23 protein-coding genes are annotated in these 24,121 nt (G+C 61.4%); 12 read left to right on the top strand and 11 right to left on the bottom strand.

Annotation, left to right across the window (positions count from 1 at the left end):
- The first annotated feature begins 20 nt into the window (after positions 1–20).
- From HB633_RS11975 to HB633_RS11945, 7 genes are all read left to right on the top strand, one after another.
- Positions 21–878 carry a TIM barrel protein gene (locus HB633_RS11975; RefSeq protein ID WP_213778328.1) on the top strand — a complete coding sequence of 286 codons (858 nt, stop codon included), beginning with the start codon at positions 21–23 and terminating at the stop codon, positions 876–878.
- A gap of 2 nt (positions 879–880) precedes the next feature.
- Positions 881–1,870 (top strand): sugar kinase, encoded by a 990-nt coding sequence (locus HB633_RS11970; protein ID WP_213778632.1) that lies wholly within the window; start codon positions 881–883, stop codon positions 1,868–1,870.
- A gap of 29 nt (positions 1,871–1,899) precedes the next feature.
- Complete coding sequence (locus HB633_RS11965; RefSeq protein ID WP_213778327.1) at positions 1,900–3,198, top strand: MFS transporter; 1,299 nt, start codon at positions 1,900–1,902, stop codon at positions 3,196–3,198.
- A 19-nt stretch (positions 3,199–3,217) separates the two neighbouring features.
- A complete protein-coding gene (locus tag HB633_RS11960) occupies positions 3,218–4,186 on the top strand; it encodes an NAD(P)-dependent oxidoreductase (RefSeq protein WP_213778326.1) in 969 nt (322 codons plus the stop codon).
- A 73-nt stretch (positions 4,187–4,259) separates the two neighbouring features.
- Positions 4,260–5,309 (top strand): LacI family DNA-binding transcriptional regulator, encoded by a 1,050-nt coding sequence (locus tag HB633_RS11955; protein ID WP_213778325.1) that lies wholly within the window; start codon positions 4,260–4,262, stop codon positions 5,307–5,309.
- Positions 5,310–5,338: 29 nt separating this feature from the next.
- Positions 5,339–6,157 carry a YhfC family intramembrane metalloprotease gene (locus HB633_RS11950; protein ID WP_213778324.1) on the top strand — a complete coding sequence of 273 codons (819 nt, stop codon included), beginning with the start codon at positions 5,339–5,341 and terminating at the stop codon, positions 6,155–6,157.
- 1 nt (position 6,158) lies between these two features.
- Positions 6,159–6,527, top strand: coding sequence for a DUF3022 domain-containing protein (locus tag HB633_RS11945; RefSeq protein WP_075359523.1), 369 nt, complete (start codon positions 6,159–6,161; stop codon positions 6,525–6,527).
- A gap of 8 nt (positions 6,528–6,535) precedes the next feature.
- Here HB633_RS11945 and HB633_RS11940 read toward each other — a convergent pair whose 3' ends face one another.
- Positions 6,536–6,964, bottom strand: coding sequence for a PGDYG domain-containing protein (locus HB633_RS11940; RefSeq protein WP_213778323.1), 429 nt, complete (start codon positions 6,962–6,964; stop codon positions 6,536–6,538).
- A gap of 124 nt (positions 6,965–7,088) precedes the next feature.
- Positions 7,089–7,619 (bottom strand): Spy/CpxP family protein refolding chaperone, encoded by a 531-nt coding sequence (locus tag HB633_RS11935; protein ID WP_213778322.1) that lies wholly within the window; start codon positions 7,617–7,619, stop codon positions 7,089–7,091.
- A gap of 258 nt (positions 7,620–7,877) precedes the next feature.
- On the opposite strand from HB633_RS11935, the gene HB633_RS11930 reads away from it, so the two are divergent.
- Together HB633_RS11930 and HB633_RS11925 are read left to right on the top strand one after the other, a co-directional pair.
- A complete protein-coding gene (locus HB633_RS11930; RefSeq protein ID WP_213778321.1) occupies positions 7,878–8,339 on the top strand; it encodes an Lrp/AsnC family transcriptional regulator in 462 nt (153 codons plus the stop codon).
- A 135-nt stretch (positions 8,340–8,474) separates the two neighbouring features.
- The gene (locus HB633_RS11925; protein ID WP_213778320.1) at positions 8,475–9,584 is read left to right on the top strand and encodes a saccharopine dehydrogenase C-terminal domain-containing protein; all 1,110 of its coding nucleotides are present in this window, start codon (positions 8,475–8,477) and stop codon (positions 9,582–9,584) included.
- A 29-nt stretch (positions 9,585–9,613) separates the two neighbouring features.
- On the opposite strand, the gene HB633_RS11920 is transcribed toward HB633_RS11925, so the two are convergent.
- The gene (locus tag HB633_RS11920; protein ID WP_213778319.1) at positions 9,614–10,912 is read right to left on the bottom strand and encodes a cation:proton antiporter; all 1,299 of its coding nucleotides are present in this window, start codon (positions 10,910–10,912) and stop codon (positions 9,614–9,616) included.
- A 226-nt stretch (positions 10,913–11,138) separates the two neighbouring features.
- On the opposite strand from HB633_RS11920, the gene HB633_RS11915 reads away from it, so the two are divergent.
- Entirely contained in the window at positions 11,139–12,035 is an 897-nt protein-coding gene (locus HB633_RS11915) for a LysR substrate-binding domain-containing protein (RefSeq protein ID WP_213778631.1), read from the top strand.
- On the opposite strand, the gene HB633_RS11910 is transcribed toward HB633_RS11915, so the two are convergent.
- From HB633_RS11910 to aldA, 4 genes are all read right to left on the bottom strand, one after another.
- Positions 12,002–13,666: a GMC family oxidoreductase N-terminal domain-containing protein gene (locus tag HB633_RS11910; RefSeq protein WP_213778318.1), complete on the bottom strand. Its 1,665-nt coding sequence runs from the start codon at positions 13,664–13,666 to the stop codon at positions 12,002–12,004. The genes HB633_RS11915 and HB633_RS11910 overlap by 34 nt on opposite strands.
- A 15-nt stretch (positions 13,667–13,681) precedes the next feature.
- The gene (locus HB633_RS11905) at positions 13,682–14,899 is read right to left on the bottom strand and encodes a mandelate racemase/muconate lactonizing enzyme family protein (protein WP_213778317.1); all 1,218 of its coding nucleotides are present in this window, start codon (positions 14,897–14,899) and stop codon (positions 13,682–13,684) included.
- On the bottom strand, positions 14,896–16,224 hold the full coding sequence (locus HB633_RS11900) for an MFS transporter (protein ID WP_346730302.1): 1,329 nt from the start codon (positions 16,222–16,224) through the stop codon (positions 14,896–14,898). The genes HB633_RS11905 and HB633_RS11900 overlap by 4 nt, the downstream gene beginning before the upstream one ends.
- Positions 16,225–16,291: 67 nt before the next feature.
- Positions 16,292–17,716, bottom strand: coding sequence for an aldehyde dehydrogenase (gene aldA / locus HB633_RS11895; protein ID WP_213778316.1), 1,425 nt, complete (start codon positions 17,714–17,716; stop codon positions 16,292–16,294).
- A gap of 216 nt (positions 17,717–17,932) precedes the next feature.
- Here aldA and HB633_RS11890 point away from each other — a divergent pair, with 216 nt between their 5' ends.
- Positions 17,933–19,318, top strand: coding sequence for an FAD-containing oxidoreductase (locus HB633_RS11890; RefSeq protein ID WP_213778315.1), 1,386 nt, complete (start codon positions 17,933–17,935; stop codon positions 19,316–19,318).
- Between the two features lies 1 nt (position 19,319).
- Here the strand turns inward: HB633_RS11890 and HB633_RS11885 are convergent, their stop codons facing one another.
- From HB633_RS11885 to HB633_RS11870, 4 genes are all read right to left on the bottom strand, one after another.
- The gene (locus HB633_RS11885; protein WP_213778314.1) at positions 19,320–20,063 is read right to left on the bottom strand and encodes an enoyl-CoA hydratase/isomerase family protein; all 744 of its coding nucleotides are present in this window, start codon (positions 20,061–20,063) and stop codon (positions 19,320–19,322) included.
- A 6-nt stretch (positions 20,064–20,069) separates the two neighbouring features.
- Positions 20,070–21,356 carry an MFS transporter gene (locus HB633_RS11880; protein ID WP_213778313.1) on the bottom strand — a complete coding sequence of 429 codons (1,287 nt, stop codon included), beginning with the start codon at positions 21,354–21,356 and terminating at the stop codon, positions 20,070–20,072.
- 14 nt (positions 21,357–21,370) lie between these two features.
- A complete protein-coding gene (locus HB633_RS11875; protein ID WP_255580893.1) occupies positions 21,371–22,477 on the bottom strand; it encodes a hypothetical protein in 1,107 nt (368 codons plus the stop codon).
- A gap of 101 nt (positions 22,478–22,578) precedes the next feature.
- Entirely contained in the window at positions 22,579–23,145 is a 567-nt protein-coding gene (locus HB633_RS11870; protein WP_213778312.1) for an ankyrin repeat domain-containing protein, read from the bottom strand.
- Positions 23,146–23,421: 276 nt separating this feature from the next.
- Between HB633_RS11870 and HB633_RS11865 the strand changes: the two genes are divergently transcribed.
- Positions 23,422–24,048, top strand: a complete 627-nt coding sequence (locus HB633_RS11865; protein ID WP_255580892.1) for a DUF938 domain-containing protein — start codon at positions 23,422–23,424, stop codon at positions 24,046–24,048.
- Positions 24,049–24,121: the final 73 nt, after the last annotated feature.

Raw genomic sequence — 24,121 nt, 5'->3', positions numbered from 1 at the left:
TTTTTGGAACCGGTTCCAAGATGCAAATCAAGCCATATTCGACTGTGGAATCGAGCATTTCCGGAAATCTGGTCAAAAATGCGGCCCCTAAAGGGAACGTTCCGGTCGTGATCGTCGCAAGCGCATTTGGCGTGGAGGCGATTCGTCGTGACGGCCACGCAGCCTGGGCGGAAGTCGCGGCAAAAGCCGGCGCGGCAGGGTTCGAAGTGCGCCGTGAACTTTTCGCCGACGACAGCCAATCACAGCCCGATCCCCTTCGTGATCTCGGCGACAAAATCCGCGCGGCGGGAATCTGGCCGGTCTATTCCACGCCCGCGACTTTGTTCGACGACCAAGGCGCGCTCGATGAAACCGCCATGACCCAAACGCTGGCCGAAGCCGATGCGCTTGGTGCGCGTATCGTCAAGTTTCAGTTGGGCGGGTCGGCGACTACCGGCACCGCCACGGATGCAAACACGCTCGATCGGCTGATAGCAGGCATCGCTGAATCAAAAGCGAAGGTCGTGGTCGAAAACGGCCAGTTGAGAGCAGGCGGCACGATCGACGCCTTTGCCGCATTGTTCGATGCGTTGAAACCGCGCTCCCACGCGCTTTCGATGACCTTCGATACGGGCAACTGGCGCTGGGCCGATCAGGATCCGCTCGAAGCCGCCAGGCGTCTTGGCGAGTACGTAACCTACATCCATTGCAAGGCTGTCGAGGGCGAAGGCGCGCGACGATTCGCGACCGCGCCGGCAACGGACGACGCATATTTCACCGCACTTTTAAAACAACTCCCTTCCGACGTCCCGCGCGGTATCGAATTCCCGTTCGACCCGGCGCATCTTGCCGATGACGCCGCACGCTACGTCAGGCAAATAGCATCGACTGAACCATGAACATGACCAACGACAAACCGAACACAAGCCCCGTACTCGATGTTGTGACCTACGGCGAAGCCATGACGCTGTTCGTCGCGACCGAAACCGGCGATCTCGCGAAGGTCGGACATTTCACCAAACGCGTCGCCGGCGCCGACCTGAATGTCGCGATCGGCTTGTCGCGGCTGGGTTTCAAGGTCGGCTGGATGAGCCGCGTCGGCCGCGATTCTTTCGGCCGTTACGTGCTCGACGTGCTCGCGCAGGAGGGCATCGATTCGAGCCGCGTCACCATCGACGAGCGATATCCGACCGCGTTCCAGCTGAAATCCAAAAATGACGATGGAAGCGATCCGTCCATCGAATATTTTCGCAAGGGTTCGGCGGCGAGCCATTTGTCGCTCGATGACTACGTCGCGGATTACGTACTCGGCGCGCGCCATTTGCATTTGACGGGCGTGGCGCCCGCGATCTCGGCGACATCGCGCGAACTCGCGTTCCATATGGCGGCCGAAATGCGCCGCGCAGGCAAGACCATTTCCTTCGATCCAAACCTGCGCCCGACGCTGTGGCCGTCGCAGGAAGCGATGGCCGAGGCGCTCAACGCGCTCGCGGCGCACGCCGACTGGGTCTTGCCGGGCGTGAGCGAAGGCAAGATCCTGACGGGGTACACGGAGCCCGGGGACATCGCCAAGTTTTATCTGGACCAGGGCGCGATGGGCGTCGTGGTGAAGCTCGGCGCACACGGCGCATATTTCCGGACTGCGGACAACGAACAAGGCACCGTGCCGGCGATACCGGTTGAAAATGTCGTCGATACCGTCGGCGCAGGCGATGGTTTCGCCGTCGGTGTAGTCAGCGCGCTGCTCGAAGGCCGCGATGTGCGTCACGCGTTGACGCGCGGCAACCGCATCGGCGCGCTGGCAATTCAGGTGATCGGCGACAGCGAAGGCCTGCCGACGCGCGCCGAACTTGACAAGCTGGAACAAGCGCCCACCACGGTCGCCTCGTAACGCGGACACGCTCACGGACGGAGACACGCATGCAACAAGCCAGCGATAAAACGACGAACAAACCCACACTCGCGGTACGCCGCTGGTGGACGATCATGCCGATCGTGTTCATCACCTACAGCCTTGCGTATCTCGACCGGGCAAACTTCGGTTTTGCATCGGCGGCGGGGATCAATCACGATCTCGGGATCAGCAAGGGGCTGGCATCGCTGATTGGCGCGTTGTTTTTCCTCGGCTATTTCTTCTTCCAGATCCCCGGCGCGATCTACGCCGAACGCCGCAGCGTGAAAAAGCTCGTGTTCGTCAGCCTGATTTTATGGGGCGGCTGCGCGGCGCTGACCGGCGTGGTGACGAACATTCCTTCGCTGATGGCGTTGCGTTTCGTGCTCGGCATCGTCGAAGCGGCCGTGATGCCGGCCATGCTGATCTTCATCTCGAACTGGTTCACGAAGTCCGAACGCTCGCGCGCGAATACGTTCCTGATTCTCGGTAATCCGGTGACGGTGCTGTGGATGTCGGTGGTATCGGGCTATCTGATCAACGCGTTCGGCTGGCGTCATATGTTCGTGGTCGAAGGCGTACCGGCGATCATCTGGGCGGTGATCTGGTGGTTTATCGTGCAGGACAAGCCGGCGCAGGTGAAGTGGCTCTCCGACCAGGAAAAGCGCGATCTCGATGAAACCTTGCGCGCGGAACAAGCCGCGATCAAGCCGGTCAAGAATTACGGAGATGCATTCAAGTCGCCGGCCGTGATGAAGCTCTCGGCGCAATATTTTTGCTGGAGCATCGGCGTGTATGGCTTCGTGCTGTGGCTGCCGTCGATTCTCAAGAACGCGTCTACGTTCGGCATGGTCGAGACCGGCTGGCTTTCGGCCGTGCCGTATCTCGCGGCCACCATTGCGATGATCGCCGCTTCGTGGGCATCGGACAAACTCGAACGCCGCAAGCTTTTTGTATGGCCGTTCCTGCTGATCGGCGCGTTCGCTTTCGCGGGATCGTACTTGCTGGGATCGACGAACTTCTGGGCCTCGTATGCGTTGCTCGTGATCGCGGGCGCGGCCATGTACGCGCCTTACGGACCGTTCTTCGCGATCGTGCCGGAACTTTTGCCGAAGAACGTCGCCGGCGGCGCGATGGCGCTGATCAACAGCATGGGCGCGCTTGGGTCGTTTGTGGGTTCGTACGTCGTTGGGTATCTGAACGGCGCGACGGGGTCTCCTTCGGCGTCGTACGTGTTCATGAGCGCGGCCCTTGTTGCTGCCGTCATACTGACGCTTGCCGTGAAACCGCAACCGGTGACGCCCACCGCAAAACTTGCTGCTCACTAATCTCACAGGATCTGTTTCGATGAAAAAGAAAATCGTCGCGTACAAGCCGCTGCCCGCGGACGTGCTGAACTATCTGCAGGAACACGCGGACGTCACGACCGTCGATCCAAAGCAGCACGACGCGTTTGTTGCCGCGTTGAAAGATGCCGATGGCGCCATTGGCGCAAGCACGCAAATCACGCCCGCCATGCTCGAAGGCGCGACGAAGCTGAAGGCGCTGGCGACGGTGTCTGTCGGTTTCGATGCCTTCGATATCGCCGATTTGAATCGCCGCGGCATCGTGCTCACGAACACGCCCGACGTGCTGACCGAATCGACCGCGGACACTGTTTTCGCGTTGATCCTGGCGAGCGCGCGCCGCGTCGTGGAGCTTGCGGAATGGGTGAAAGAGGGCAAGTGGACGAAGAGCATCGGCGAGGAACAGTTTGGCGTCGATGTGCAGGGCAAGACGCTTGGCATTATCGGTTTGGGCCGGATTGGCGGGGCGGTTGCTCGGCGCGCGTCGCTGGGCTTCTTGATGAAGGTGCAGTACACGAACCGCAGCGCGAACGAGAAGGCCGAACGCGACTACGGCGCGAAGAAAGTCGAACTGGATGAATTGCTCGCCACGTCCGATTTCGTTCTGCTGCAAGTTCCGCTGACCGCCGAGACGCGCAACCTGATCGGCGCGGCGCAGTTGAAGAAGATGAAACCGAGCGCGATCCTGATCAATGCATCACGTGGACCGACCGTCGATGAAAACGCGCTGATCGAAGCGCTGCAAAACGGCACGATCCTGGGCGCCGGCCTCGATGTTTTCGTGAAGGAACCGCTTGCCGCCGATTCGCCGTTGCTCAAGCTGAAGAACGTGGTGGCGTTGCCGCACATCGGATCGGCGACGCATGAAACCCGCCACGCGATGAACAAGAACGCCGCCGAGAATCTGATCGGCGCGCTGAACGGCACGCTGACCAATAACATGGTTAATCCGGAAGCCGTGAAGCGCTGAGCAGCGTTGCCTTCAATCCGCCTTGGTAAATAAAGCGCGCACTTGGCGCGCTTTATTTTTACTGCACGAGACCATGCCAAAAGACAACTTTTCGACCGAACGCCGCGCGACCATCACCGACGTCGCACGCGAAGCCGGCACGGGCAAGACCAGCATCTCGCGTTATCTGAACGGCGAGACAGGCGTGCTGTCAACTGACCTGCGAGCGCGTATAGAAGAGGCCATCGCCAAACTCGATTACCGGCCTAACCAGATGGCGCGCGGACTGAAACGCGGGCGTAACAGGCTGATCGGCATGTTGCTCGCCGACCTGACGAATCCCTATTCGGTCGAAGTACTGCAGGGTGTGGAAGCGGCGTGTCACGCTTTCGGTTATATGCCGCTGATCTGTCATGCGGCAAACGAAGTCGATCTCGAACGGCGGTATCTGCAGTTGCTCAGCACGTATCGCGTGGAGGGCGTGATCGTGAATGCGCTCGGCGTGAAGGAAGAGACGCTCGAAACCCTCGCGCGCGGCGGTGTGCCGGTGGTGCTGGTGGACCGTTCCATCGATGGCCTCATCACCGACATGGTCGGACTCGACAATACCGCCGCCGTCGCGACGGCGATTCGCCACCTGGCGCAGCAGGGCTTTGATGAGCTTGTGTTTATCGTGCAGCCGTTTACGCATGTCAGCTCGCGGCGCGTGCGCGAGTCCGCGTTTCGTGACACTATCGGCGCCCTCGGAGTGTCGGGTGCGACAATCGTGCTCGATCTGGATAATGTCGAACTCGCCGCCATTGCGCTCAGCGATATCGATACCCGGATCAACGCAGGCCGGCAGGAGAATCACCGTATCGCATTGTTCGCGGCGAACGCGCCGGTTGCGCTGCGCGTCGCGCTGCATATGAAGGAACGCCATGGCGCCGGGTGGCAGCGGCACGTGGCGCTGATGTGTATCGATGATTCCGAGTGGGCCGAACTCGCCGGGATGACGACCTTGCGCCAGCCGACCTATAGCATAGGCGAGCGCGCCGTCGAATTCCTGCACGAGCGCATTGAAGGCGCGGTCATGGCGCCGCGGGAATGCCTGCTGGCGGGCGAACTGATCGTGCGGACGTCGACGCTCGCGGACAAAATTTAGCCAAACACGGTTTTTGAGGATATTGATTGATGGTAAGTGTCTTGACGCTGGTTTGCCTCACGCTTGCAACGCTGCTGATCGCGGCTTTGCCTTTCTGGCTGTACCGAAGAATGAAGCCGCGTTACGGCTTCGAACGGCGTGACGTGATTGTCGGGATTGCGGTGTTCGCGCTTTTTTCGATGGTCATCGAACGCGGCCTGCATGGTCTGATGCTGAGCAATGCCACGACCGTCGGCTTGTTGATGAACCCGGCGTTGTTCGTGATCTACGGCGCGCTCGCGACAGGCCTGTGCGAAGAAGTGGGCCGTTTCATCGGCATGAAATGGCTGGTCCGGCGCGATCCCGCTTCGTTGCAAAAGCCGGGCACCGCGCTCGGTTATGGAATCGGCCATGGCGGGGCGGAAGCGTGGATCGTCGGCGTGCTCGTGCAGCTTCAATGGCTTTTGTATGCCACGCTCGCCGACCGCAACATGCTCGACCAGTATTTCACAAGCGTTCCCGAAGAATCGCTGCTGCGACTGCATATGGTGCTGAGCAGCCTGACGCCCGAATCCGCGGCGCTGTTCCTGGTTGAACGTGCTGCGGCATTTGTGTTCCAGATCGGGTTTTCCGTCGTGATGTGGCACATGTTGCGCGAGCGTTTCCGCTTCACGCTGCCGTTCATGATCGTGGCGCATGCGCTGATCGCCTTGCCCATCGCGCTGTATCAGGCGAAGCTGATCCCGCTGCTTGCCGCCGATGCCGTGTATCTCGTGTTCGGCCTGATCGTGATGCGGGCGTTGCGTCGATATTTTATCGGCGTCAGGGTAGCGGCCGACCGCGCGGCGCGCGTGAAGAACGGAGTTTGAGATGAGCGACGAATATCAATTCGAATGTCCGAGCGCCGATATCGAAATCCTGGCGCGCGTGATCAGCGACCTGTTCCCCGAACAGACGCAGTTCGTTGAACGTCCCGGCGACGATGGCCGTTTGTCACTCGTGGTTCATTACATCGCCATGCGTTTTGGGACGACGGCGCGCCGCATCGCCATCGATATCCGCTTCGATCCCGCTGCGCTCGCGCGTTACCGGGCGATGCCGCCGCGCATGCACGCGCGCAGTTACGCGGTGCTGCGTGCGTACGTGGAAACGGAGTTGGGTGCGCTCGAAGAAATGTATGCGAACGGGGAAACGGTGCCGCGAAACGTGGAGATCGATATGGGCGACGACTTCGCCTGACCCTGTACTCAAGCCGGTTTGTAAACCTTGGCAAACCGCGCCGCTTTCACGACGCCGTAATCACCCGGCGCGTATTGCATGACCCAATCGCCTTGCACGCCGTGCAATACATCGCCAGCGTCTGATCGCGCGATTGAAAACGCTTCGTGCATTTGCTTCGCAAGCACGACAACCGGAATGTTCCGATACGCGCCCGCGTCGCCATGCCTGGCGCCGTCGCGGGGAACATACTTCGCATCGAACCGGTCCCGCGACACGACCCAGCGTTCCCCGGTCGCACCCGTGATCAACGCATCGCCAATCGCGTAGCGGTTCGGGCCTTCCAGGCTCATCAGTAAGCCCGGTTCGTGCGCGAACTCGACATCAACGGTTTCATCTTTCACCACGCGTTGGGCGGCTGTGTCGGTAGTCAGGTCGAGATGATTGATCGATGTCATGCGCAGTGCCGTGAACGGGCCGAAGCTTTGGAGACCGGGATCGTAACGCCAAGCCCTGCATTTTGCACACGGTAAACAACAAAGCGCCTGCACGGATATTCCAACGCAGGCGCTTTTTTCCGGCTTACGGCTTCGTTGCTGACGCCGCGTCCGGCGCGATGCTATCCGGCGTCGCCTTGCCGCGCGGCGCTTTGCGGCCCTTATGTTCGCCACGGCGCGCGGTCTGGTGGAAGCTGGCATCGGCGAGCTTCTTCTGTTCCGGCGAAAGGCTCGCGTAAAGCGGCTCGAATGCATCCACGAGATGCTTGGTGCCGTCCGCTTGCGCTTGCGTGATCTGCGCGTACTGCTTCATGTCGTCCACGGCCGTGGTGTTCGTCCCGAGCGCGACACGCTGACGATACAACTCGCCGATCGTGTGGCCATTGTCACGCATGACGTCGGCGAACTTGTTCCATTGGTCTTCCTGAGCCGAGGTGATCTTGAGCTTGCTGTGCAGATCGGCGATACGTTGCTCGACACGTGCTTCGCGTGCCTGCCCACGGGCTGATTCAGGCGCTGACGCGCCCGGCGTGGATGCGGCGACCGGTGCGGAAGACTGAGCAAATGCGGTGGAAAGGGCGAGAGAGGCGGCCAGTGCAACGAGTGTTTTTTTCATGGGTGACACCTTGGGTCCATTAAGAAGGGGCAAGCGATACACGCGAAATACCTCATGTGCTGCAAAGCCTGGCGCTATTAATATCACGTAAGCGCGCAGGCTTGCTTTGGTTGCCACAACTGCTTACAACCGATACGACTGCGAAAAATTCGCGAGACCACGGAGTTTAACCAACCTGCTGCATGGAGCGCAGATTGATGCCCGTGCTCTAATGCCGTGATGTCTCAACGCGTTGTATTAACGAAAGGATCACGTTCCATGCGACCGCCGCGTCTCGATCAACTTGACGATATCGACCGCAATCTCGTCGCTTCATTGCAGGTGAACGCACGCGAGAGCGTGGCGGAGCTGGCGCGCCAGCTCGGCATTGCGCGCACTACGGTAATTGCAAGGCTCGCGCGGCTCGAGAAAACCGGCGTGATTGCGGGTTATGGCGTACGTCTCGGACAAGACGTGCTGGATGCCAGCATCCAGGCGTACGTTGGCATCAAGCTCGCGCCAAAGTATGGCCGCGACGTGCAAAAGCGCTTCGCCAGAATGCCCGAGATGCAATTGCTTTGCGCGGTCAGCGGCGAGTTCGACTACGTCGCGTGGTTGCGGGCCGATTCGCCGGACAGACTCAACGATCTCCTCGATGAAATCGGCGGCCTGGAAGGCGTCGAGCGCACCACAACGTCCATCATTCTCGCGCGCAAGGTGGATCGAGGCGGCATGAGCTGACGTTTTGTATCAATAGATCGTCAAAACGTCGAAAATTGATGTCGATTCGCATCTTTTTGTGTCTTTTATCAATATTCATGCGCTCCTAAACTGGTGTCCAGGGATTGCCCCGTGACGCCCATCAAGGAGATAAACATGAAAATAGCCCTCATCGGCGCCGGCCTGATTGGCCAGAGCATCGCCCATTTGCTTCGTGAAACCGGCGACTATGAAGTCGTGGCCTTCGACCGCGATGCACACGCGCTCAGCCTGCTCGAAGCGCAGGGTATTCCGACCCGTCGCGTCGATTCCGCCGATGCCAACGCGCTGCGTCTCGCGCTCCAAGGCTTCGATGCGCTCATCAACGCCATGCCGTATTACCTTGCCGTGACCGTGGCAACAGCGGCAAAGGCCGCCGGCGTTCATTACTTCGACCTGACCGAGGACGTGCGCGCGACGCATGCGATTCGCGCCATCGCCGACGATTCCACGCACGCGTTCATGCCGCAATGCGGGCTGGCGCCGGGGTTTATCGGCATCGTGGCGCACGATCTGGCGAAGCGTTTCACCGAACTGCGTGAGATCAAGATGCGCGTGGGCGCGTTGCCCGAATTCCCGACGAACGCGTTGAAGTACAACCTGACGTGGAGTATCGACGGCCTGATCAACGAGTACTGTCAGCCATGCGAAGCAATCCGCAACGGCAATACCCAATGGGTGCAGCCGCTGGAAGGCCTGGAACATTTTTCCCTCGATGGCACCGAGTACGAGGCGTTCAATACATCGGGCGGCCTCGGGACGTTGTGCGAGACGTTGGCAGGCAAAGTGGAATCGCTCGATTACAAGTCGGTGCGTTACCCGGGCCATCGTGAGCTGATGAAATTCCTGCTCGACGATTTGCGCATGTCGAGTGATCGTGACGGATTGAAGGCGATGTTGCGTCGCGCGGTTCCGGCGACAGCGCAAGACGTGGTGCTGGTTTTTGTGACGGCGACCGGCATGCGCGACGGGCGTCTCGTGCAGGACGTCTTCACGCGGAAAATTTTCGCGAAAAACATATGCGGCGTGCCGATGAGCGCCATCCAGATCACGACCGCCGGCGCGGTCTGCGCAGAGCTCGATCTGTTCCGTGAAGGCGTGTTGCCGGCGAACGGCTTTATCCGGCAGGAACAGGTTCCTTTGCAGGCTTTCCTGGACAACAGGTTCGGGCGCTTGTATGAAGGCGCACGCGACGTGGCAGGCGTACGGGAGCTTGCGGAGGCTTGAGAGGACGAAGGGCGGCTTTCAACGCCGCCTTATCCTCGATACCGGTTCATCAATGGTGTCGAGGTAATGCCGTGCAGAATCACCGACGCCGCAATCACCGCCAGCACCAGCGGCGCCAGTGGCTCCGCGGCGCTGCGCGGCGCATGTTCCAGCGCGTACAGCAAATAATAAAACGACCCCACGCCGCGAATTCCAAACCAGCTTGTCAGCAGCCGTTGCGATTTCGTAGCTGATGATCCGATCAGCGACGCCTGCACCGAAATCGGCCGCGCCACGAAAAACAGCAGCGCAATAATGGCCGCGCCATGCCATGTGAAGAGTGTGTCCCACACATTGGCGAGCACGCTTCCGACCATCAACATGACGGCGACTTCGGCGATGCGCTCGAGTTCTATCGTGAAGCCGAGCACGCGTTCTGCGACAAATGCATGCGCGCGATCGGGGTCCGAGGCGGTTGCGCCCACATCCTGCGCGTCGATCTTGCCGACCGCTTCGTGCGCGGATTTATCGCCACTGGCTTTCTGTTCGACACGGCGCATCGCGAGGCCCGCTGCGAATACCGCAAGGAACGCATACGTGTGCATCAATTCCGCGATGCCATACGAAAGCGCAATCAGGCCCAGCGCGTAGAAACCCTCCGGCCCGAGCGCCAGGCTATAACGCGTGCGCAAAAACGCGATCAGCCGCACGGCGAGATCGCCCAGAATCCATCCGACGGCCAACGCCCCCGCCACGCCCCATAACGCATCCCCGGCAAATTGCCAACTCAACGCCTGCTGCGGCGATGCCTCGTAGTTGCACACCGCGATACCCAGCAGCGCAAACGGCAGCGCGATGCCATCGTTCAGGCCGCCTTCGCCGGTCAACGAGAATCGCAAGAGATCGATATCGCCGGGAACCTGGACTTGCACGTCGTGGGCCAGGACGGGGTCGGTGGGGGCGAGCATCGCGGCGATCAGCAATGCGGGTCCCCAGCTCATGTGCAGCAGGTAGACGCAGGCGAGCGTCATGATGGCGACGGTCGCGACCATCGCCAGGAGGCCGAGGCGCACAGGTAATAGCCAGATCCGGTCGGTCGGCGGCACGCGCAGCCGCAAGCCGATTGCGAACAGCGACACGAGCATGGCGACTTCGGTGATCCGGCGCAGCAACGTGGCGTCGCCGAGAAGGTCGATCTTGAGCAAGCCCAGGCCAAACGGGCCAAGGCCAAAGCCGATGGCCAGATACACCATTGCGCTGCTGATGGGGAGTTCTTTGAACGTCGAGCTGGCAAGCCCCATGAAGATGAGCACACCGCCAACGACGAGAAACCATATCGTTTCGGTCATGAGAGCCTGAGGTGGATGCAACGTAGGCTCTTTTTAGAGCAAGGGACGTGCCACAACGTGATATGGGCGATACAACTGGAACACCGTTTCATCTCACGCGCGGGAAATCATGAAATCGTCACAGTTGCGGCGGCGGCCTGCGTAAGATCACGCAGATGCCGGGACATGTCCGCCGGCTTGTTGCGACCACGAACCACTGAATCGCCGAATCATCGTGAAACGTAAAATGCCCGCGCTCAATGCGCTGAAAGCCTTCGAAGCCGCCGGGACAACCGGTAGCTTTACCCGCGCCGCCACGCTGCTCAACGTCACGCAGAGCGCCGTCAGCCGACAGGTCCGGCAACTGGAGGAGCAGGTCGGCGAGACGCTTTTTTCGCGCCGTCATCAGCATCTGGTGCTGACGCCGAGCGGCCGCGTGCTCCTGCGCGCGCTGCAGCAGTCGTTCGACAAGATCGAGTTGACGGTGCGCGCGATCAGCCAGAAAAACGATGTCAATCGCCTTCGCATCAACGTTCCGCCTACGTTCGCGGCGCGCTGGCTCGTGCCGCGTCTCGGACGCCTGCGCGCGGCGTTCCCGGAGCTGGACCTGAGCATTACGACGCGCGTGGAAGACGGCATCGCGGATTCGAACCGGCTGGATTGCGCGGTTCGTTTCGGCGATGGCGAATGGAACAACCTCGAAAGTACCTTGCTGATGCACGAGCGCCATATCGCGGTGGCGTCGCCGGGTTTGCTGGATCGTGAAAGTGAGGGCGCGCCGGTGGACCTGAACCGATTCACGCTGCTACACGTGTTGTCGGGCGAAGACCAGCGGTATCTCACGTGGCAGCACTGGCTGGACGCGGCGCGTATTGAAGGCGTGGATACGGACGGCGGTCACGAATTCGACGTGCTCGATTTATCGATACAAGCGGCCGTCGACGGCATGGGCATCACCATCGCCGATCGTCACATGATCGCGGCCGAACTGGCATCGGGACAATTGCGGCAAGTGCTCGATGTCGAGATAGAAGGGCGGCAATCCTACTGGTTCGTGCTGCGTCCCGAGCAGCGGGCAAGCGGGACGCAGCGTCTGTTCCAGCAGTGGCTTCAGGCCGAAGCGGTGGCGAGCGCTTCGCGCTGAACGAAGTTTCGCGAGATGGCGTCGTCGAGGATCATTTGCGCGGCTTTTTCGGCGACCATCATCACGGGCGCATTGATGTTGCCGGACGTGACGTTCGGGAAAATCGATGCATCCACGATCCGCAACGCCTGCATGCCGTGCACACGCAAGCGGTTGTCGACGACTGCGGTCTGCGCGTCCGGACCCATCGCACATGAACCGCACAGGTGGTAGATCGAGCCGCTGTTCTCGCGGAAATATTCGAGCATGGCGGCGTCGTCGTCTTCGGGTACGACCGATTCACCCGGCAGCGTTTCTTCCACCGTCACCGCGCGCAACGCGTTCGCCTTCATGATCGAACGGATCAGGCGGCTTCCCTGGATCACTTCGTCGATATCCTTTTGCGTCGTCAGATAGTTCGCGCGGATCAGGGCGGCATCGGCGGGATTCGTCGATGAAATCTCGATCGACCCACGGCTCGTCGGACGGCACGGGTTGAACGCGAGCAGAAAACCGGGATACGGCTCGGGCGTGAGTTGCGAGCGGCTCGATTTTGGAATCCGGTATGACAGCGGATTGAAGTAAAGCTGCATGTTCGCATGCTGGCTGGCCGGATCGGTGCTGAAGAAACCGCCAGCCTGGTTCACGCTCATCGCAAGCGGTCCTTTGCGCGTCAGCAGGTATTGCAGACCGAGTTTCAGCTTGCCCAGAAGCGAGCCGAAATCGCCGTTCAGCGTCGGCATGTTCGCGCGATAGTAGTAGCTCGCGCAAAGATGATCCTGCAGGTTCTGACCGACGGCCGGCAGCGCATGCACGACAGGAATGCCGTGGCGCGCAAGCAATTGCGCCGGGCCGACGCCGGACAGTTGCAGCAGCTTCGGGGTATCGACGGCGCCTGCGCACAGCAGCACTTCACGCTTCGCGTTGAACGTTCGCGTGACGCCGTTCTGCGAGACTTCGACGCCGGTGGCACGCCGTCCATCGAATAACACGCGCGTGGTCAGCGCATGATGTTCGATGCTCACATTCGAGCGTTTCAGCGCCGGTTCCAGATATCCCACATTGCTCGATGCGCGCTGGCCGTTGCGCGTGTTGACGTCATACACGCCCACGCCTTCGATTCGCGCGCCGTTGAAGTCGTCGTTGCGCGGGATCTTCAGCTCGTCGCAGGCATCGAGGAAATGGCGCGTGATCGGATGGATGCCATCTTTCATCGATGTCACTTGAATCGGGCCGCTCGAACCATGCACGACGGTGTTTCCAGCGGCATGCGTCTCGAGCTTGCGGAAATACGGCAGCACGTCTTTATACGACCAGCCCGCGTTGCCGGCTGCAGCCCAGTCGTCGAAATCGCGTGGCGCGCCGCGCACGAAGATCATCGCGTTGATGGAACCCGAGCCGCCTTGCACCTTGCCTCTCGGCGCGTAGATCTTGCGGCCGGCAAGTTCCGCTTCGGGCTCGGAGTAATACATCCAGTTGCACGCGGGATCGTAGTAGGTCTTCGCGAAACCCACGGGTATCTTGAACCAGAACGAATCGGCCGTGCCGCCGGCTTCAAGCACGAGCACGGAATGTTGTCCCGATGCCGACAAGCGCTCGGCCAGAATGCAGCCCGCCGATCCGGCGCCAACGATGATGTAGTCGTAAGTCATATTCAGTTACTCGCTTCAGCCTTTGGCCGGAGAAGAATCCCGTACATCGGCGGGCTTTGACGCCATCTGCAGATGCAGACGATCGCCGGTATAAGGGGAATGCGCGCGCACCACGTCCATGTTCAGTTCCACGCCGAGTCCCGGCGCTTTCGACGGGATGATGTAACCGTCTTCCCACTGAATCGGCGTCTTCAGGATCTGCGCATGAAAACCGTCCCACGTGCCGATGCTTTCCTGAATCAGGAAGTTGGGCGTGCACGCGGCGAGTTGAATGCTCGCCGCAGCGCCGATGGGGCCGTTGTAGAGATGCGGCGCGATTTGCGCGTAATAAACCTCGGCGAGCGTCGCGATCTTCTTGGCTTCGAGCAGGCCGCCGCAACGCGCGACGTTCAGTTGAAGAATCGATGCCGCGCTCGCTTGCAGCAGCTTGAAGAATTCGTACTTGGTGGTCAGCCGTTCGCCGGCCGCAATCGGGATGCTGGTATGGCGCGCGACTTGCGCCATCGCGTCTTCCTGGCCGGGCGGCACGGGCTCCTCGAACCACAACGGATCGTATTTTTCGAGCCGCTGAGCCAACCGGATTGCCGACGATGGAACCATCTGCCCGTGCGTGCCGAACAGCAGATCGCAGCGGTTGCCAATGGCTTCGCGAATGCGCTTGCAGAACGTCTCGCAGCGTTCGAGCACGTCCAGAGAAAGCTGATGGCCCGAGTACGCGGTGTACGGTCCGGCGGGATCGAACTTGACCGCGGTGAAACCGAGGTCCGCGTTCTTAACCGCGCACTCCGCGGCGAGATCGACGTCGTCGTAATCGTATTCACCGGCGGCGTTCTTCGGGTAAAGATACGTGTACGAGCGCAGCCGTTCATTCACGAGGCCGCCCATCAGTTCGTACACGGGCTTGTCCGCCGCCTTGCCGATAATGTCCCAGCACGCCATTTCCAGGCCGCTGACGACGCCCATCATCGTGAGGTCGGGGCGTTGCGTGAAGCCGCTCGAATACGCTTCGCGGAAGAAGCGCTCGACGTGATGCGGATCGTGGTTCTGCAGATAACGCCCGAACACGTCGTCGATGATGTGCGCCATTGCTTTCGGATGGAACGTCGCCGAATAGATTTCACCCACGCCTTCAATGCCGCAAGCCGTTTTCAGCTTCACGAAGATCCAGTACATGCCACCGAGATGCGGCGGCGGCACGGCTACGAAATGCGTTTCGAGGGAGACGATTTTCATCGGATGGCGTCCTTTGCAACGGTCTTGCGCATGCCCATCAGGGCGAGGGCGGCCACGCCGCCGATCACGCTGACCACGGCAATGTAGGAGAAGTAAATCTGATAGCCGGGAAGGCCGGGGAAATGCTCGGTGGTCCAGCCGTTCACGAGCGGCAGGAACACGTCGGGTGAATAACCGATCAGCGAAACCAGGCCGATCGCCAGGCCCGTGATGCGCAGCGGAATGCCGCAATCATCGAGCAGCGACCAGTAGAGACCACGAATGGCGTACGTCAGGATGCCGATGACCAGCACCACGACCGCAATGACCGCAACGCCCACGCGTGGTTCGATATGCATCGTCGGCAGCACGGCCAGCGCCACGAGTCCGATCGCGGCGAGGAACAACGCGGTGCTCAGAACGCCGAGCGTGGAAAAACGATCGCCGAGATATCCGCCGCCAATCCCGCCGATGGGCCGCATCCATAGCTTGAGCGTGGTGAGCGTGCCGGCCATCACAACGGTCATTTTCAGATCACCGACCTGAAGGTACGCGGAGAAGCTGTAGGTCGCCCAGAAGATCTGGTATCCACAGAACACGACGGCGGCCATCAACCAGAGCTGGGGGATACGCATCAGCGTGACGAGGTCGCGCCATAGATTGTGTTTCTGCGACAGGTTGTCCGCTGCTTGCTGAAGCTCCTGTTGCGTGGCGGGCGGTTCTTTCACCATCACCATCAGCAATCCCAGGCCGATACAAAACCCCGAATATAGATACACGACGTAGCGAAAACCGACGTTCGTCGGCAAGCCGTGTTTTTCGGTCGCGGCGGCGAAGATCACGAGCGCGATGGTCGCGAGCAGCGCTTCGATCAAACCCCGGCCGCCATCCAGCAGACCGAAAAAACGGCCTTGTTCGTCGTGCGCGGCGATTGTTTTGACGCGCTTTAGAATCGATGCCCAGAAGGTCAGGCCGGTGGTCAAGCCCCAGCAGCAGAACACGACGAGCAGCACGGGGAGGCTCGGCGCGGTCGAATAAACCAGCCCGAGCGCGCCGGTCGCGATCAGCGAAAAGCAGATCAGGAAACGTGGCGCGATGCGGTCGGCAAGCCAGCCGCTCGGCAAATAGCAAAGCAGGAAAACTGTGCCGAGGATGGAATACAGATACCCGAGCTGGCTGTTGTCGATATGAAAAAACTCGAGCATCGGCGTCTGGTACACCTGACGCAAATACAGCAGCGGGTAGATTGCGCCAGCGGCAATGACCAGCAGCAGGAGCTGGATGTATCGTTGCGAGCGGCTTGTTTCGACGACTGCCGGCGTGATGCCGGTCAAGGTTTTATCCACGATAAGTCTCCTTCAGCGCGCTCCGAAGGCGCGCTGTTTTTATCGATCTATGCAGGTTGGGGAAAAGTCAGTACTTCAGAACCACAAGGCGGGTCTGCGTGAATTCGAGCATGCCGTGCTTGCCGTCGTCGCCGCCGAGTCCAGAACGTTTCCAGCCGGCGTGGAAACCTTGATACGGATCGGCAGGCGTGCGGTTCACGTACAACTCGCCAGCTTCGATCTCATTGGCCACACGCATGGCGGTGCGATAGTTCTCCGTATAAAGCACCGAAGACAGACCGTATTGATGGTCGTTGGCCATCGCGAGGGCTTCGTCGAGCGTGTCGTACGAGATCACGGGCAGCACCGGTCCGAAAATTTCCTCGCGCACGATTTCCATGTCGTGGCGGCAATTGAGCAGCAAGGTGGGCGGATAGAAATAGCCGGCGGTGTCGGGCAACGTTCCGCCGGTTGCGACGGTTGCGCCTTCGGCGACGGCGCGTTGCACCATCGCGTGAATGTTTTGCTGCGCCGACCGGCTGACCAGCGGTCCCATCTTCGACGCGTCCTTTGAACGATCGCCGAAACTCACCGCGCTCATCTTCTCGCGCAGCAATTCGACAAAACGGTCATGCACGCTGGCATGAACGTAGACGCGTTCCATCGCGGTACACAACTGCCCGCAATGCGTGGTCTTCGATCCAACGATCGCGCTTGCTGCGGCTTCAAGATCGGCATCCGGTTCGATGATTGCCGGCGCCTTGCCGCCGAGTTCCAGCGAAGGTTTCGCGATGTTCGACTTGCAGTAATCCAGCACGATGCGTCCCGCGTTCACGCTGCCGGTCAGCGTGATCATGCCGACGGCCGGATGCGTGCAGACCGTCCCCGCGGTCGCGTGGTCCATGGCGAGCACGTTGAAGATGCCTGCGGGGAGGCCCGCTTGCTGCGCGGCTTCGGCGATTTCGAAAGCGGACGTGGGCGTGTTGTTGCTCGGCCGGACCACGACCGCGTTGCCCGTGATCAGCGCGGGCGCGACCTTGCGCAGGAGCGTGTAGACCGGGTAGTTGAACGGGATCAGGCACGCAACCACGCCAATCGGCTCGCGATGCAGCACGAGATTTTCGTTGGGTGTATCGCTGGGGATGACTTCGCCTTCGATCCGGCGCGCCCATTCGGCGTGGTAACGGGTGATATCGGCGGCGTAGCGGGCTTCGTTTTCCGAATCCGCCAGGCTTTTGCCCGATTCCAGCGCCAATGCCGCGCCGATCTGCGGCGCACGTTCGACGATGGCGTCGGCGAAACGGCGCAAATGTTCGCCGCGCTTGATCGAGCTCAGCTTGCGCCACGTTTTCTGCGCCCGCGATGCGGCTTCCACGGCGGCGAGCGCATCGTCCTCTGACGCCAGCGTGACGCGCGCGACGATCTCGGCGGTGGCGGGGTTATCGACATCGGCAAACCGATCGGACGATGAGTCGATCAGGCGGCCGTCGATGAAGTTACGGTAGGTGCGCATCGTGATTGCCCGGGAAAGAAGCGCCGCAGCGGATCCGCGACGTGAATGGCGGTAGTTTTAGCGGGCGTGACACTGAGCCACAAGCGATTAAATCTCGACCCGTCCATGCGTAAAACGCACACACGGCGGGAAGCTTTGCTGATGCATCGATGCCAACGGCGAGCTACCATGCAAAAACCCGCAGACCTCGCTGGACCAACCGGAGGAGACATCCACATGTCGCAACACTTTGACGCCATCGTGATCGGGACCGGACAAGGCGGCGCGCCGCTTGCCGTGAAACTTGCCGAAAGCGGCAAGCGCACGGCGGTGATCGAACGGTCGTTGTTCGGCGGGACGTGCGTGAACGTTGGCTGCACGCCGACCAAGACGTATGTGGCGAGTGCCCGGGCGGCATACGTCGCGCGCCACGCGGCGGAGTATGGCGTGATCCTGGATGGCGGGGTTCGCGTGGACCTTGCGCGCGTCAAGGCGCGCAAGGACGAGGTGATCGGCGAATCGCGTAAAGGCGTGGAGAAGTGGTTGCGGGGGACATCGGGCGTGACGGTTCTCAATGGTCACGGGCGGTTCACCGGACCGCATTCCGTCAGCGTGCAAGGCAACGACGGCCAGCAGCACGAACTCTCGGCGGATGCGGTTTTCATCAATACCGGGACGCGCGCGACCGTGCCGGAAATCGAGGGCCTGGCGGAAATCTCTTATCTGACGAATTCCACGATTCTCGAATTGACTTCCCTACCCGAACATCTGGCGATTGTGGGCGGAAGTTATATCGCGCTGGAATTCGCGCAGATGTTCGCGCGTTTCGGCAGCCGCGTGACGGTGCTCGTTAGAGGCGACCGGGTGTTGGCGCGCGAAGACAAGGATTTTGCGGAGCAGGTTCAGAAGGTTCTTACACGCGATGGCGTGGAGTTTCGCTTCAACACGGAGACGTCGAAGGTCGAGGCGGCGGGCGATGGCGTGCGGATTTTTCTTGGCGCCGGAACCAGCATCGATGCATCGCATTTGCTGTTTGCCACGGGACGCACGCCGAACACCGACGACCTCGGGCTGGAGCACGCGGGCATTGTGCCGAACAAGCACGGTCTGATCGATGTCGATGGCCAGCTTCGTACCAAAACGCAAGGCGTCTGGGCGCTCGGCGATGTCAACGGGCGCGGCGCGTTCACCCATACGTCGTACAACGATTACGAGATCATTGCGTCAAACGTGGTCGATGGCGAATCACGCAGCGTCGATTCGCGGATCATGTGTTACGCGGTTTTTGTAGACCCGCCGTTCGCGCGGGTAGGCATGAGCGAAACCGAGGTCCGCAAGGACGGCCGCCCGGCGCTGATCGCCACCATGCCGATGTCGCGCGTCGGCCGGGCACGTGAGCGCGGCGAGACAGACGGGTTCATGAAAGTGCTGGTCGACGCGCAGACAAAAAAGATTCTGGGCGCGGCAATCCTGGGTATTGAAGGCGATGAAGCGATTCATACGTTTATCGACATCATGAATGCCGACGCGCCTTACACCACGCTGCAGCGCGCGATGCATATTCATCCGACGGTGAGCGAGCTGATTCCTACGCTGTTAGGGATGTTGAAGCCGCTTGAATGACTCAACTCCGTCGGCGCTTGATGCGCTCGGCGATCGCCGGGCTTTTGAGCGAAGTTTCGTAGGCGGATCGATCGTTCAAGGCCGAGGAATCGCCCGCCGCGATGGCGCCGAGTTGCCGTTTCATCGACCTTACGACGCTCGGTTCGCAAGCGCGCAGGGCATCGACATATTCCGCCGTTCGCGTCGTCAACTGATCGGCCGCGACCAGATCCGTCAGAAAGCCGATGCGCAACATCTCCGGCGCATCGATTGCCATGCCGGTGAGAAACAGCCGCTTCGCCTGTGCCAGCCCCAGCTCGCGGACATATCGGCGCATACCGTCCGGGTAGTAATGCAAGCCGATGCGCGCCGCCGGCATGAACATCCGCGAACCTTCAATGCCGATCCGGATATCGCAGCACAGCGCAAGATCCGTCGCGCCGCCGTACACGCTGCCGTTCAGCGCACAGATCGTGGGAAGCGGACACGCCTCGAGTTCGTTGAGCACGCTTTCAAACGAATCATCGATATCACCGGCTGCGAGCGCTGAAAGCGTGTAGCCCGAGCTGAACGTGGCCGGGCCGGTGCCGGTGACTACCAGCGCGAAAGTCGTGTCATCGGTTGAAGCGGCGGCAATTGCCTCACGCAGTCCCGCAACATCTGCAGGATCGATACGATTGTGCTGCTCCACGCGCGTCAGCCGGATCGTGACCACGCCCTCGTGCCGCGACCACGAAAACCCTTCACTGACGCTCGTCTCGGTCATATCCGTTCACCCCGCAGGCGTGGCTTCCTTGTCTTTTTTCGCGGCTTCGTCGTTCGCGGCGGCGTCGCGTGTTTCCGGCATGGCCAGCCACACCAGCGCAACGGCCAGCGCGCCCGCTGCCGCAAGCCCGAAAAAGCTCGTATTCACCCCGAACTTGTCAGCGACAAACCCGGCAATCGCCGTACTCAACGTCGCGCCAATACCCGCCGCAAGACCGAAGAAACCGATACACAAGTTGTACCGGCCTTTGCCGCCGGCAACGTCGGCTGCGATCAAAGGCAGCATCACGCCGAAGACTGCCGCGCTGATACCGTCGAGCATCTGCACCGGCACGAGCAGATAAGGGCTGCTCGCGCTGCTGGCCGCCGCGAACAGCAGCGCGCGCAGCGGCAACGCCGAAAAACCGAGGATCAGCACCGGCCGCCGGCCCCACGTCTGCGCCTGTCGCCCAACCCACGGCGACAATCCCGCCACGATGAACTGCGGCACGATAATGCACGCCGCGATCACCAGTTGAACGTTGTCGCCCATGTGCGCGGTGACTTCGCCGGCGGCAAGATTCAGCATCGCCGCATTGGACAGGTGGAACAGCACCACGCACGCGGCAAAGGTCAGCAAGCGCGGATCGCGCAGCAAATCGCGCAGGCTTTCCGGGCGCTCGCCGTCGGCTGAACTGAGGGCATCGGAAATTGTCGAGCCAGCTTTCGATGCCGCTTTTTTCATGCGCGGCACGACCGGCGGCATCTCGTGATGGATCATGTTCAACGCGACCAGCGCCGGCAACGCGAGCGCGGCCGTCAGGAAGAACACCGAGCGCAGCGACAAATACTCGCCGAACACGCCCATCAACGCCGCGGTCAACGCGCTGCCGATCGACGCCCATCGCGCATTGCGTCCAAGCCGCGTGCCGAGATCGGCGCGCGAGACGAGGGCGAGCGAGATGGCGGCCATCGCCGGCACGAGCATGCAACTGGCGAATCCATGCAGCACTTCGGCCGCAAATACGGAAACGAATGTGGGGCTCGCGCCGAGCAGCAACGCGCTGATGATGATCGCGATGATCGCGGCGGCAGCCGCGCCTTTCTTGTTGCGCAGGGCGTCGACGAGCGCGCCGGCCGGCAACTGGCTTGCCATTGCGCTGATCGTGCCGACGCTCAGCATCAGCCCGATCTCGCCCTGCGTCCACTTGTTCGCCGCGAGATAGGAAGCGATGAACGGCCCAAAGCCGGTCTGCACATTCGCGACAAAAAAGTTCAGCCAATCCAGCGCGCGCAGACTTCGTGCAGTAACCATATTTCAGATCGTCCTCATTGTTTCGAGGGCCGTGCGGCGGATGCTGCGGCCGCCACGGGTCCCGAGGACGTTGAAGCCGGTACTGCCGCTGCCGCTGCTGCTGCCGCCGATGCCGGTTCCGAGGCCGCGGCGGGTTCGGCCGGAGGAACGACGGGCGAGATGATCTTGATCGGCTGATCGGGCGAATAGGTCGGTGCGGCCTTGATCTGTGTATCGGTGAAATCCAGTTGCAATTGCAGCACCTTGTTGCGCGAAACCACGTGCAGGTCCGGCCAGTTGGCCGCGACTTGCCGCTTGTCGCCGGCGAGGGAATCGGAGAGATCGATGACAAGCGCCTGCGGTTGCGCCTGCGAATCGATCAATACATCGACCACCCGGCCCATGCGCGCGCCGCTTTTTTGCGTGACGTTCGAATCGACGAGTTGTGCGAGAGTCGGCGGGACTTCGGCGACGGAACCCGGTTTCGGCGGCGCTTCCGCCTTCTTACCGGCGGCCGCTTGCGGCATGACAAACGTCACGGGCGCTTTCTTGTCGGCCGGATTGAAACGGAACGCGCTCCACGGGAACGTGACCTTGCGGTCGCCCACGCCGAGGAAGCCCGACAGGTTCACGATCATGAGCTTCGGCTTGGCGGCGGCATCCACGTACATGTCCACCGCGCGGCCGACGATCTTGCCGTCGCGCTGGATCTCGCTGTCGAGCAGGCCATGGATCTGCTCATGCTGCATGATGCGTGTGGTGAGAATCGGCGGCGGAGGCGGCGGCACCTTCTCTTCGACGGGCGGTGGCGGCGGTGGCGGCGGTTTCTTCGGCACGACGACGCGGCGCTTGGGCTTCGGACGCGGCGCTTTTTGCTCGACGGGCGGTTGCGTGGCAACGGGCGTGGAAGCCGGTTCCTCTTCCGGTTCGGCGGCTTCGGGCTCGCTCGCCGGCTGCGGCGTCGATAGATCGATGATCGGCGCCGGCGGCTGTGTCGGAAACAGGCTGCATCCGGACATGACCGAGACAAGCGCCAGGCCGATCAGGATCGCAAGCGTCCTGGCCATTGCGCGCCAGTGCCAGTCATACGCTCGTGGCGGAAGGCCGCCCCGAGGTAAGCCCTGCAGTAAGCCACCACTCATCACAAGAGCTCCATGTTGCCGGATCGCCTTCAAAAGAGTCGTGCGCCGCCGATCCAGATCATCGATGGCGCGGGTTTATCGGTATGTGCTGACTCGGAAGGTCAGACGCCCGACGGTCGCGACTTCGCTTCGGTCGCCTCGGCGAGCCGCGCAACCGTGTCGGGGGCGCCCATTTTCGCGGCAGCGTCGCGTGCGGTAAAGCCATTTGCGTCCTTGGCGTCCGGATTCGCGCCGTGCGCAATCAGGAATTCGACCATTTCGACGCGATTGAACATGGCCGCGATCATCAGCGCCGTGCGGCCATCGGGCGATGCGCCTTCCACGTCGGCGCCATGTTCCAGCAAGGCTTCGATGACCGGCTTGTAACCCTTGAACGCCGCGCCCGCAATCGGCGTCTGGCCGTTGTCGTTGCGCAGGTTCGGATCGGCTTTATGCTGCAGCAGGACACGCACGGCGTCGGCGTGGCCGTGATAGCTCGCGAGCATCACGAGCGTGTCGCCCTTGTCGTTACGCATGTTGGGCGGCAGGCCCTTGTGCAGCAAAGCGTCGAGCATGGCGGCGTCGCCGCGGCGGGCGGTATCGAAGACTTCGGCCGCGAAGTTGATGAGTTCTTCGCTCATCGTCTCCTGGTTCGGCTTTTGCTCGCCGGAAGGGGTATCGGTTGGCATGAAAGGCTCCATGGAGTGGGGTGGACCAAGTCGCGCCGGGGCTTGTTGCGCATGGCCTGGGCCGGGGCGGTCTTCCGGATTTCGGATGCTTGTGCACGATGCCGGCGTTCAAGTGCGTCAGGATACACAGGTTTGATCGAGGGCCGCACGAGGAAGCAGGATTCGGGCCGCGCCAAGCTGGGCGTCCGCGATACCGCTTTTGGTCGACGCCGATCTTCCCTTGACCCGCGCTAATCGCGCGCTTACGCTCGCCACCACTTCACCTGGAGATGCGCCTTGAGCACTGATCGTCCCGACAGCCTGCGCCGTATTGCGCCGGCTGCCACACGTAATCGCGATGTGATCCGCGATGTCCTCGTGCGCGTGTTGCCGAAGAGCGGAATCGTTCTCGAGATTGCGAGTGGCACTGGTCAGCACGCGGTGCATGTCGCCGCGGCGCTGCCGGACATCACGTGGCAGCCGAGTGACCCGGACGAGAAGTCGCTTGCGTCCATCGAGGCATGGCGGGCCCACGCCGCGCTCGCCAATCTGAACACGCCGGTCGCGCTGGATGTGCGAGCCACGCCATGGCCCGTGCCGGACTCGCTCGCGGGGATAGTCTGCATCAACATGATCCACATTGCGCCGTGGGCGGCGGCCGAAGCGCTGTTCCGTGGCGCCGGCGAACGGCTGACCAACGGCGGCGTGCTGTTCCTCTACGGACCGTACAAACGCGACGGCGCGCACACGGCGCCGTCAAACGAAGCTTTCGATGCCCAGCTTCGCGCGACCAATCCCGATTGGGGCGTGCGCAATATGGAGGACGTGGTGGAACTGGGCCGCCGCGCGGGTCTGACGATGGAAGAAACTGTGTCCATGCCTGCCAACAACTTCAGCCTCGTGTTCAGGCGGGCGCGGATCTAGGCTGGTTTATCGGGGAAAATCCGCAAAATTTTCTGCTCCGATGCCCGCCCCGCACGCCTTCGCCGAACTTTAA

Source organism: Caballeronia sp. dw_276, from assembly GCF_018449635.1.
Classification (GTDB): domain Bacteria; phylum Pseudomonadota; class Gammaproteobacteria; order Burkholderiales; family Burkholderiaceae; genus Caballeronia.
The sequence above is the reverse complement of the archived record's forward strand: the minus strand, read 5'-3'. Positions and strand labels throughout refer to the sequence as shown.

Coding starts and splice junctions, on each gene's coding strand:
- HB633_RS11975 (WP_213778328.1), top strand. CDS start 21: ATGCAAATCAAGCCATATTCGACTGTGGAATCGAGCATTTCCGGAAAT.
- HB633_RS11970 (WP_213778632.1), top strand. CDS start 881: ATGACCAACGACAAACCGAACACAAGCCCCGTACTCGATGTTGTGACC.
- HB633_RS11965 (WP_213778327.1), top strand. CDS start 1,900: ATGCAACAAGCCAGCGATAAAACGACGAACAAACCCACACTCGCGGTA.
- HB633_RS11960 (WP_213778326.1), top strand. CDS start 3,218: ATGAAAAAGAAAATCGTCGCGTACAAGCCGCTGCCCGCGGACGTGCTG.
- HB633_RS11955 (WP_213778325.1), top strand. CDS start 4,260: ATGCCAAAAGACAACTTTTCGACCGAACGCCGCGCGACCATCACCGAC.
- HB633_RS11950 (WP_213778324.1), top strand. CDS start 5,339: ATGGTAAGTGTCTTGACGCTGGTTTGCCTCACGCTTGCAACGCTGCTG.
- HB633_RS11945 (WP_075359523.1), top strand. CDS start 6,159: ATGAGCGACGAATATCAATTCGAATGTCCGAGCGCCGATATCGAAATC.
- HB633_RS11940 (WP_213778323.1), bottom strand. CDS start 6,964: ATGACATCGATCAATCATCTCGACCTGACTACCGACACAGCCGCCCAA.
- HB633_RS11935 (WP_213778322.1), bottom strand. CDS start 7,619: ATGAAAAAAACACTCGTTGCACTGGCCGCCTCTCTCGCCCTTTCCACC.
- HB633_RS11930 (WP_213778321.1), top strand. CDS start 7,878: ATGCGACCGCCGCGTCTCGATCAACTTGACGATATCGACCGCAATCTC.
- HB633_RS11925 (WP_213778320.1), top strand. CDS start 8,475: ATGAAAATAGCCCTCATCGGCGCCGGCCTGATTGGCCAGAGCATCGCC.
- HB633_RS11920 (WP_213778319.1), bottom strand. CDS start 10,912: ATGACCGAAACGATATGGTTTCTCGTCGTTGGCGGTGTGCTCATCTTC.
- HB633_RS11915 (WP_213778631.1), top strand. CDS start 11,139: ATGCCCGCGCTCAATGCGCTGAAAGCCTTCGAAGCCGCCGGGACAACC.
- HB633_RS11910 (WP_213778318.1), bottom strand. CDS start 13,666: ATGACTTACGACTACATCATCGTTGGCGCCGGATCGGCGGGCTGCATT.
- HB633_RS11905 (WP_213778317.1), bottom strand. CDS start 14,899: ATGAAAATCGTCTCCCTCGAAACGCATTTCGTAGCCGTGCCGCCGCCG.
- aldA (WP_213778316.1), bottom strand. CDS start 17,716: ATGCGCACCTACCGTAACTTCATCGACGGCCGCCTGATCGACTCATCG.
- HB633_RS11890 (WP_213778315.1), top strand. CDS start 17,933: ATGTCGCAACACTTTGACGCCATCGTGATCGGGACCGGACAAGGCGGC.
- HB633_RS11885 (WP_213778314.1), bottom strand. CDS start 20,063: ATGACCGAGACGAGCGTCAGTGAAGGGTTTTCGTGGTCGCGGCACGAG.
- HB633_RS11880 (WP_213778313.1), bottom strand. CDS start 21,356: ATGGTTACTGCACGAAGTCTGCGCGCGCTGGATTGGCTGAACTTTTTT.
- HB633_RS11875 (WP_255580893.1), bottom strand. CDS start 22,477: ATGAGTGGTGGCTTACTGCAGGGCTTACCTCGGGGCGGCCTTCCGCCA.
- HB633_RS11870 (WP_213778312.1), bottom strand. CDS start 23,145: ATGCCAACCGATACCCCTTCCGGCGAGCAAAAGCCGAACCAGGAGACG.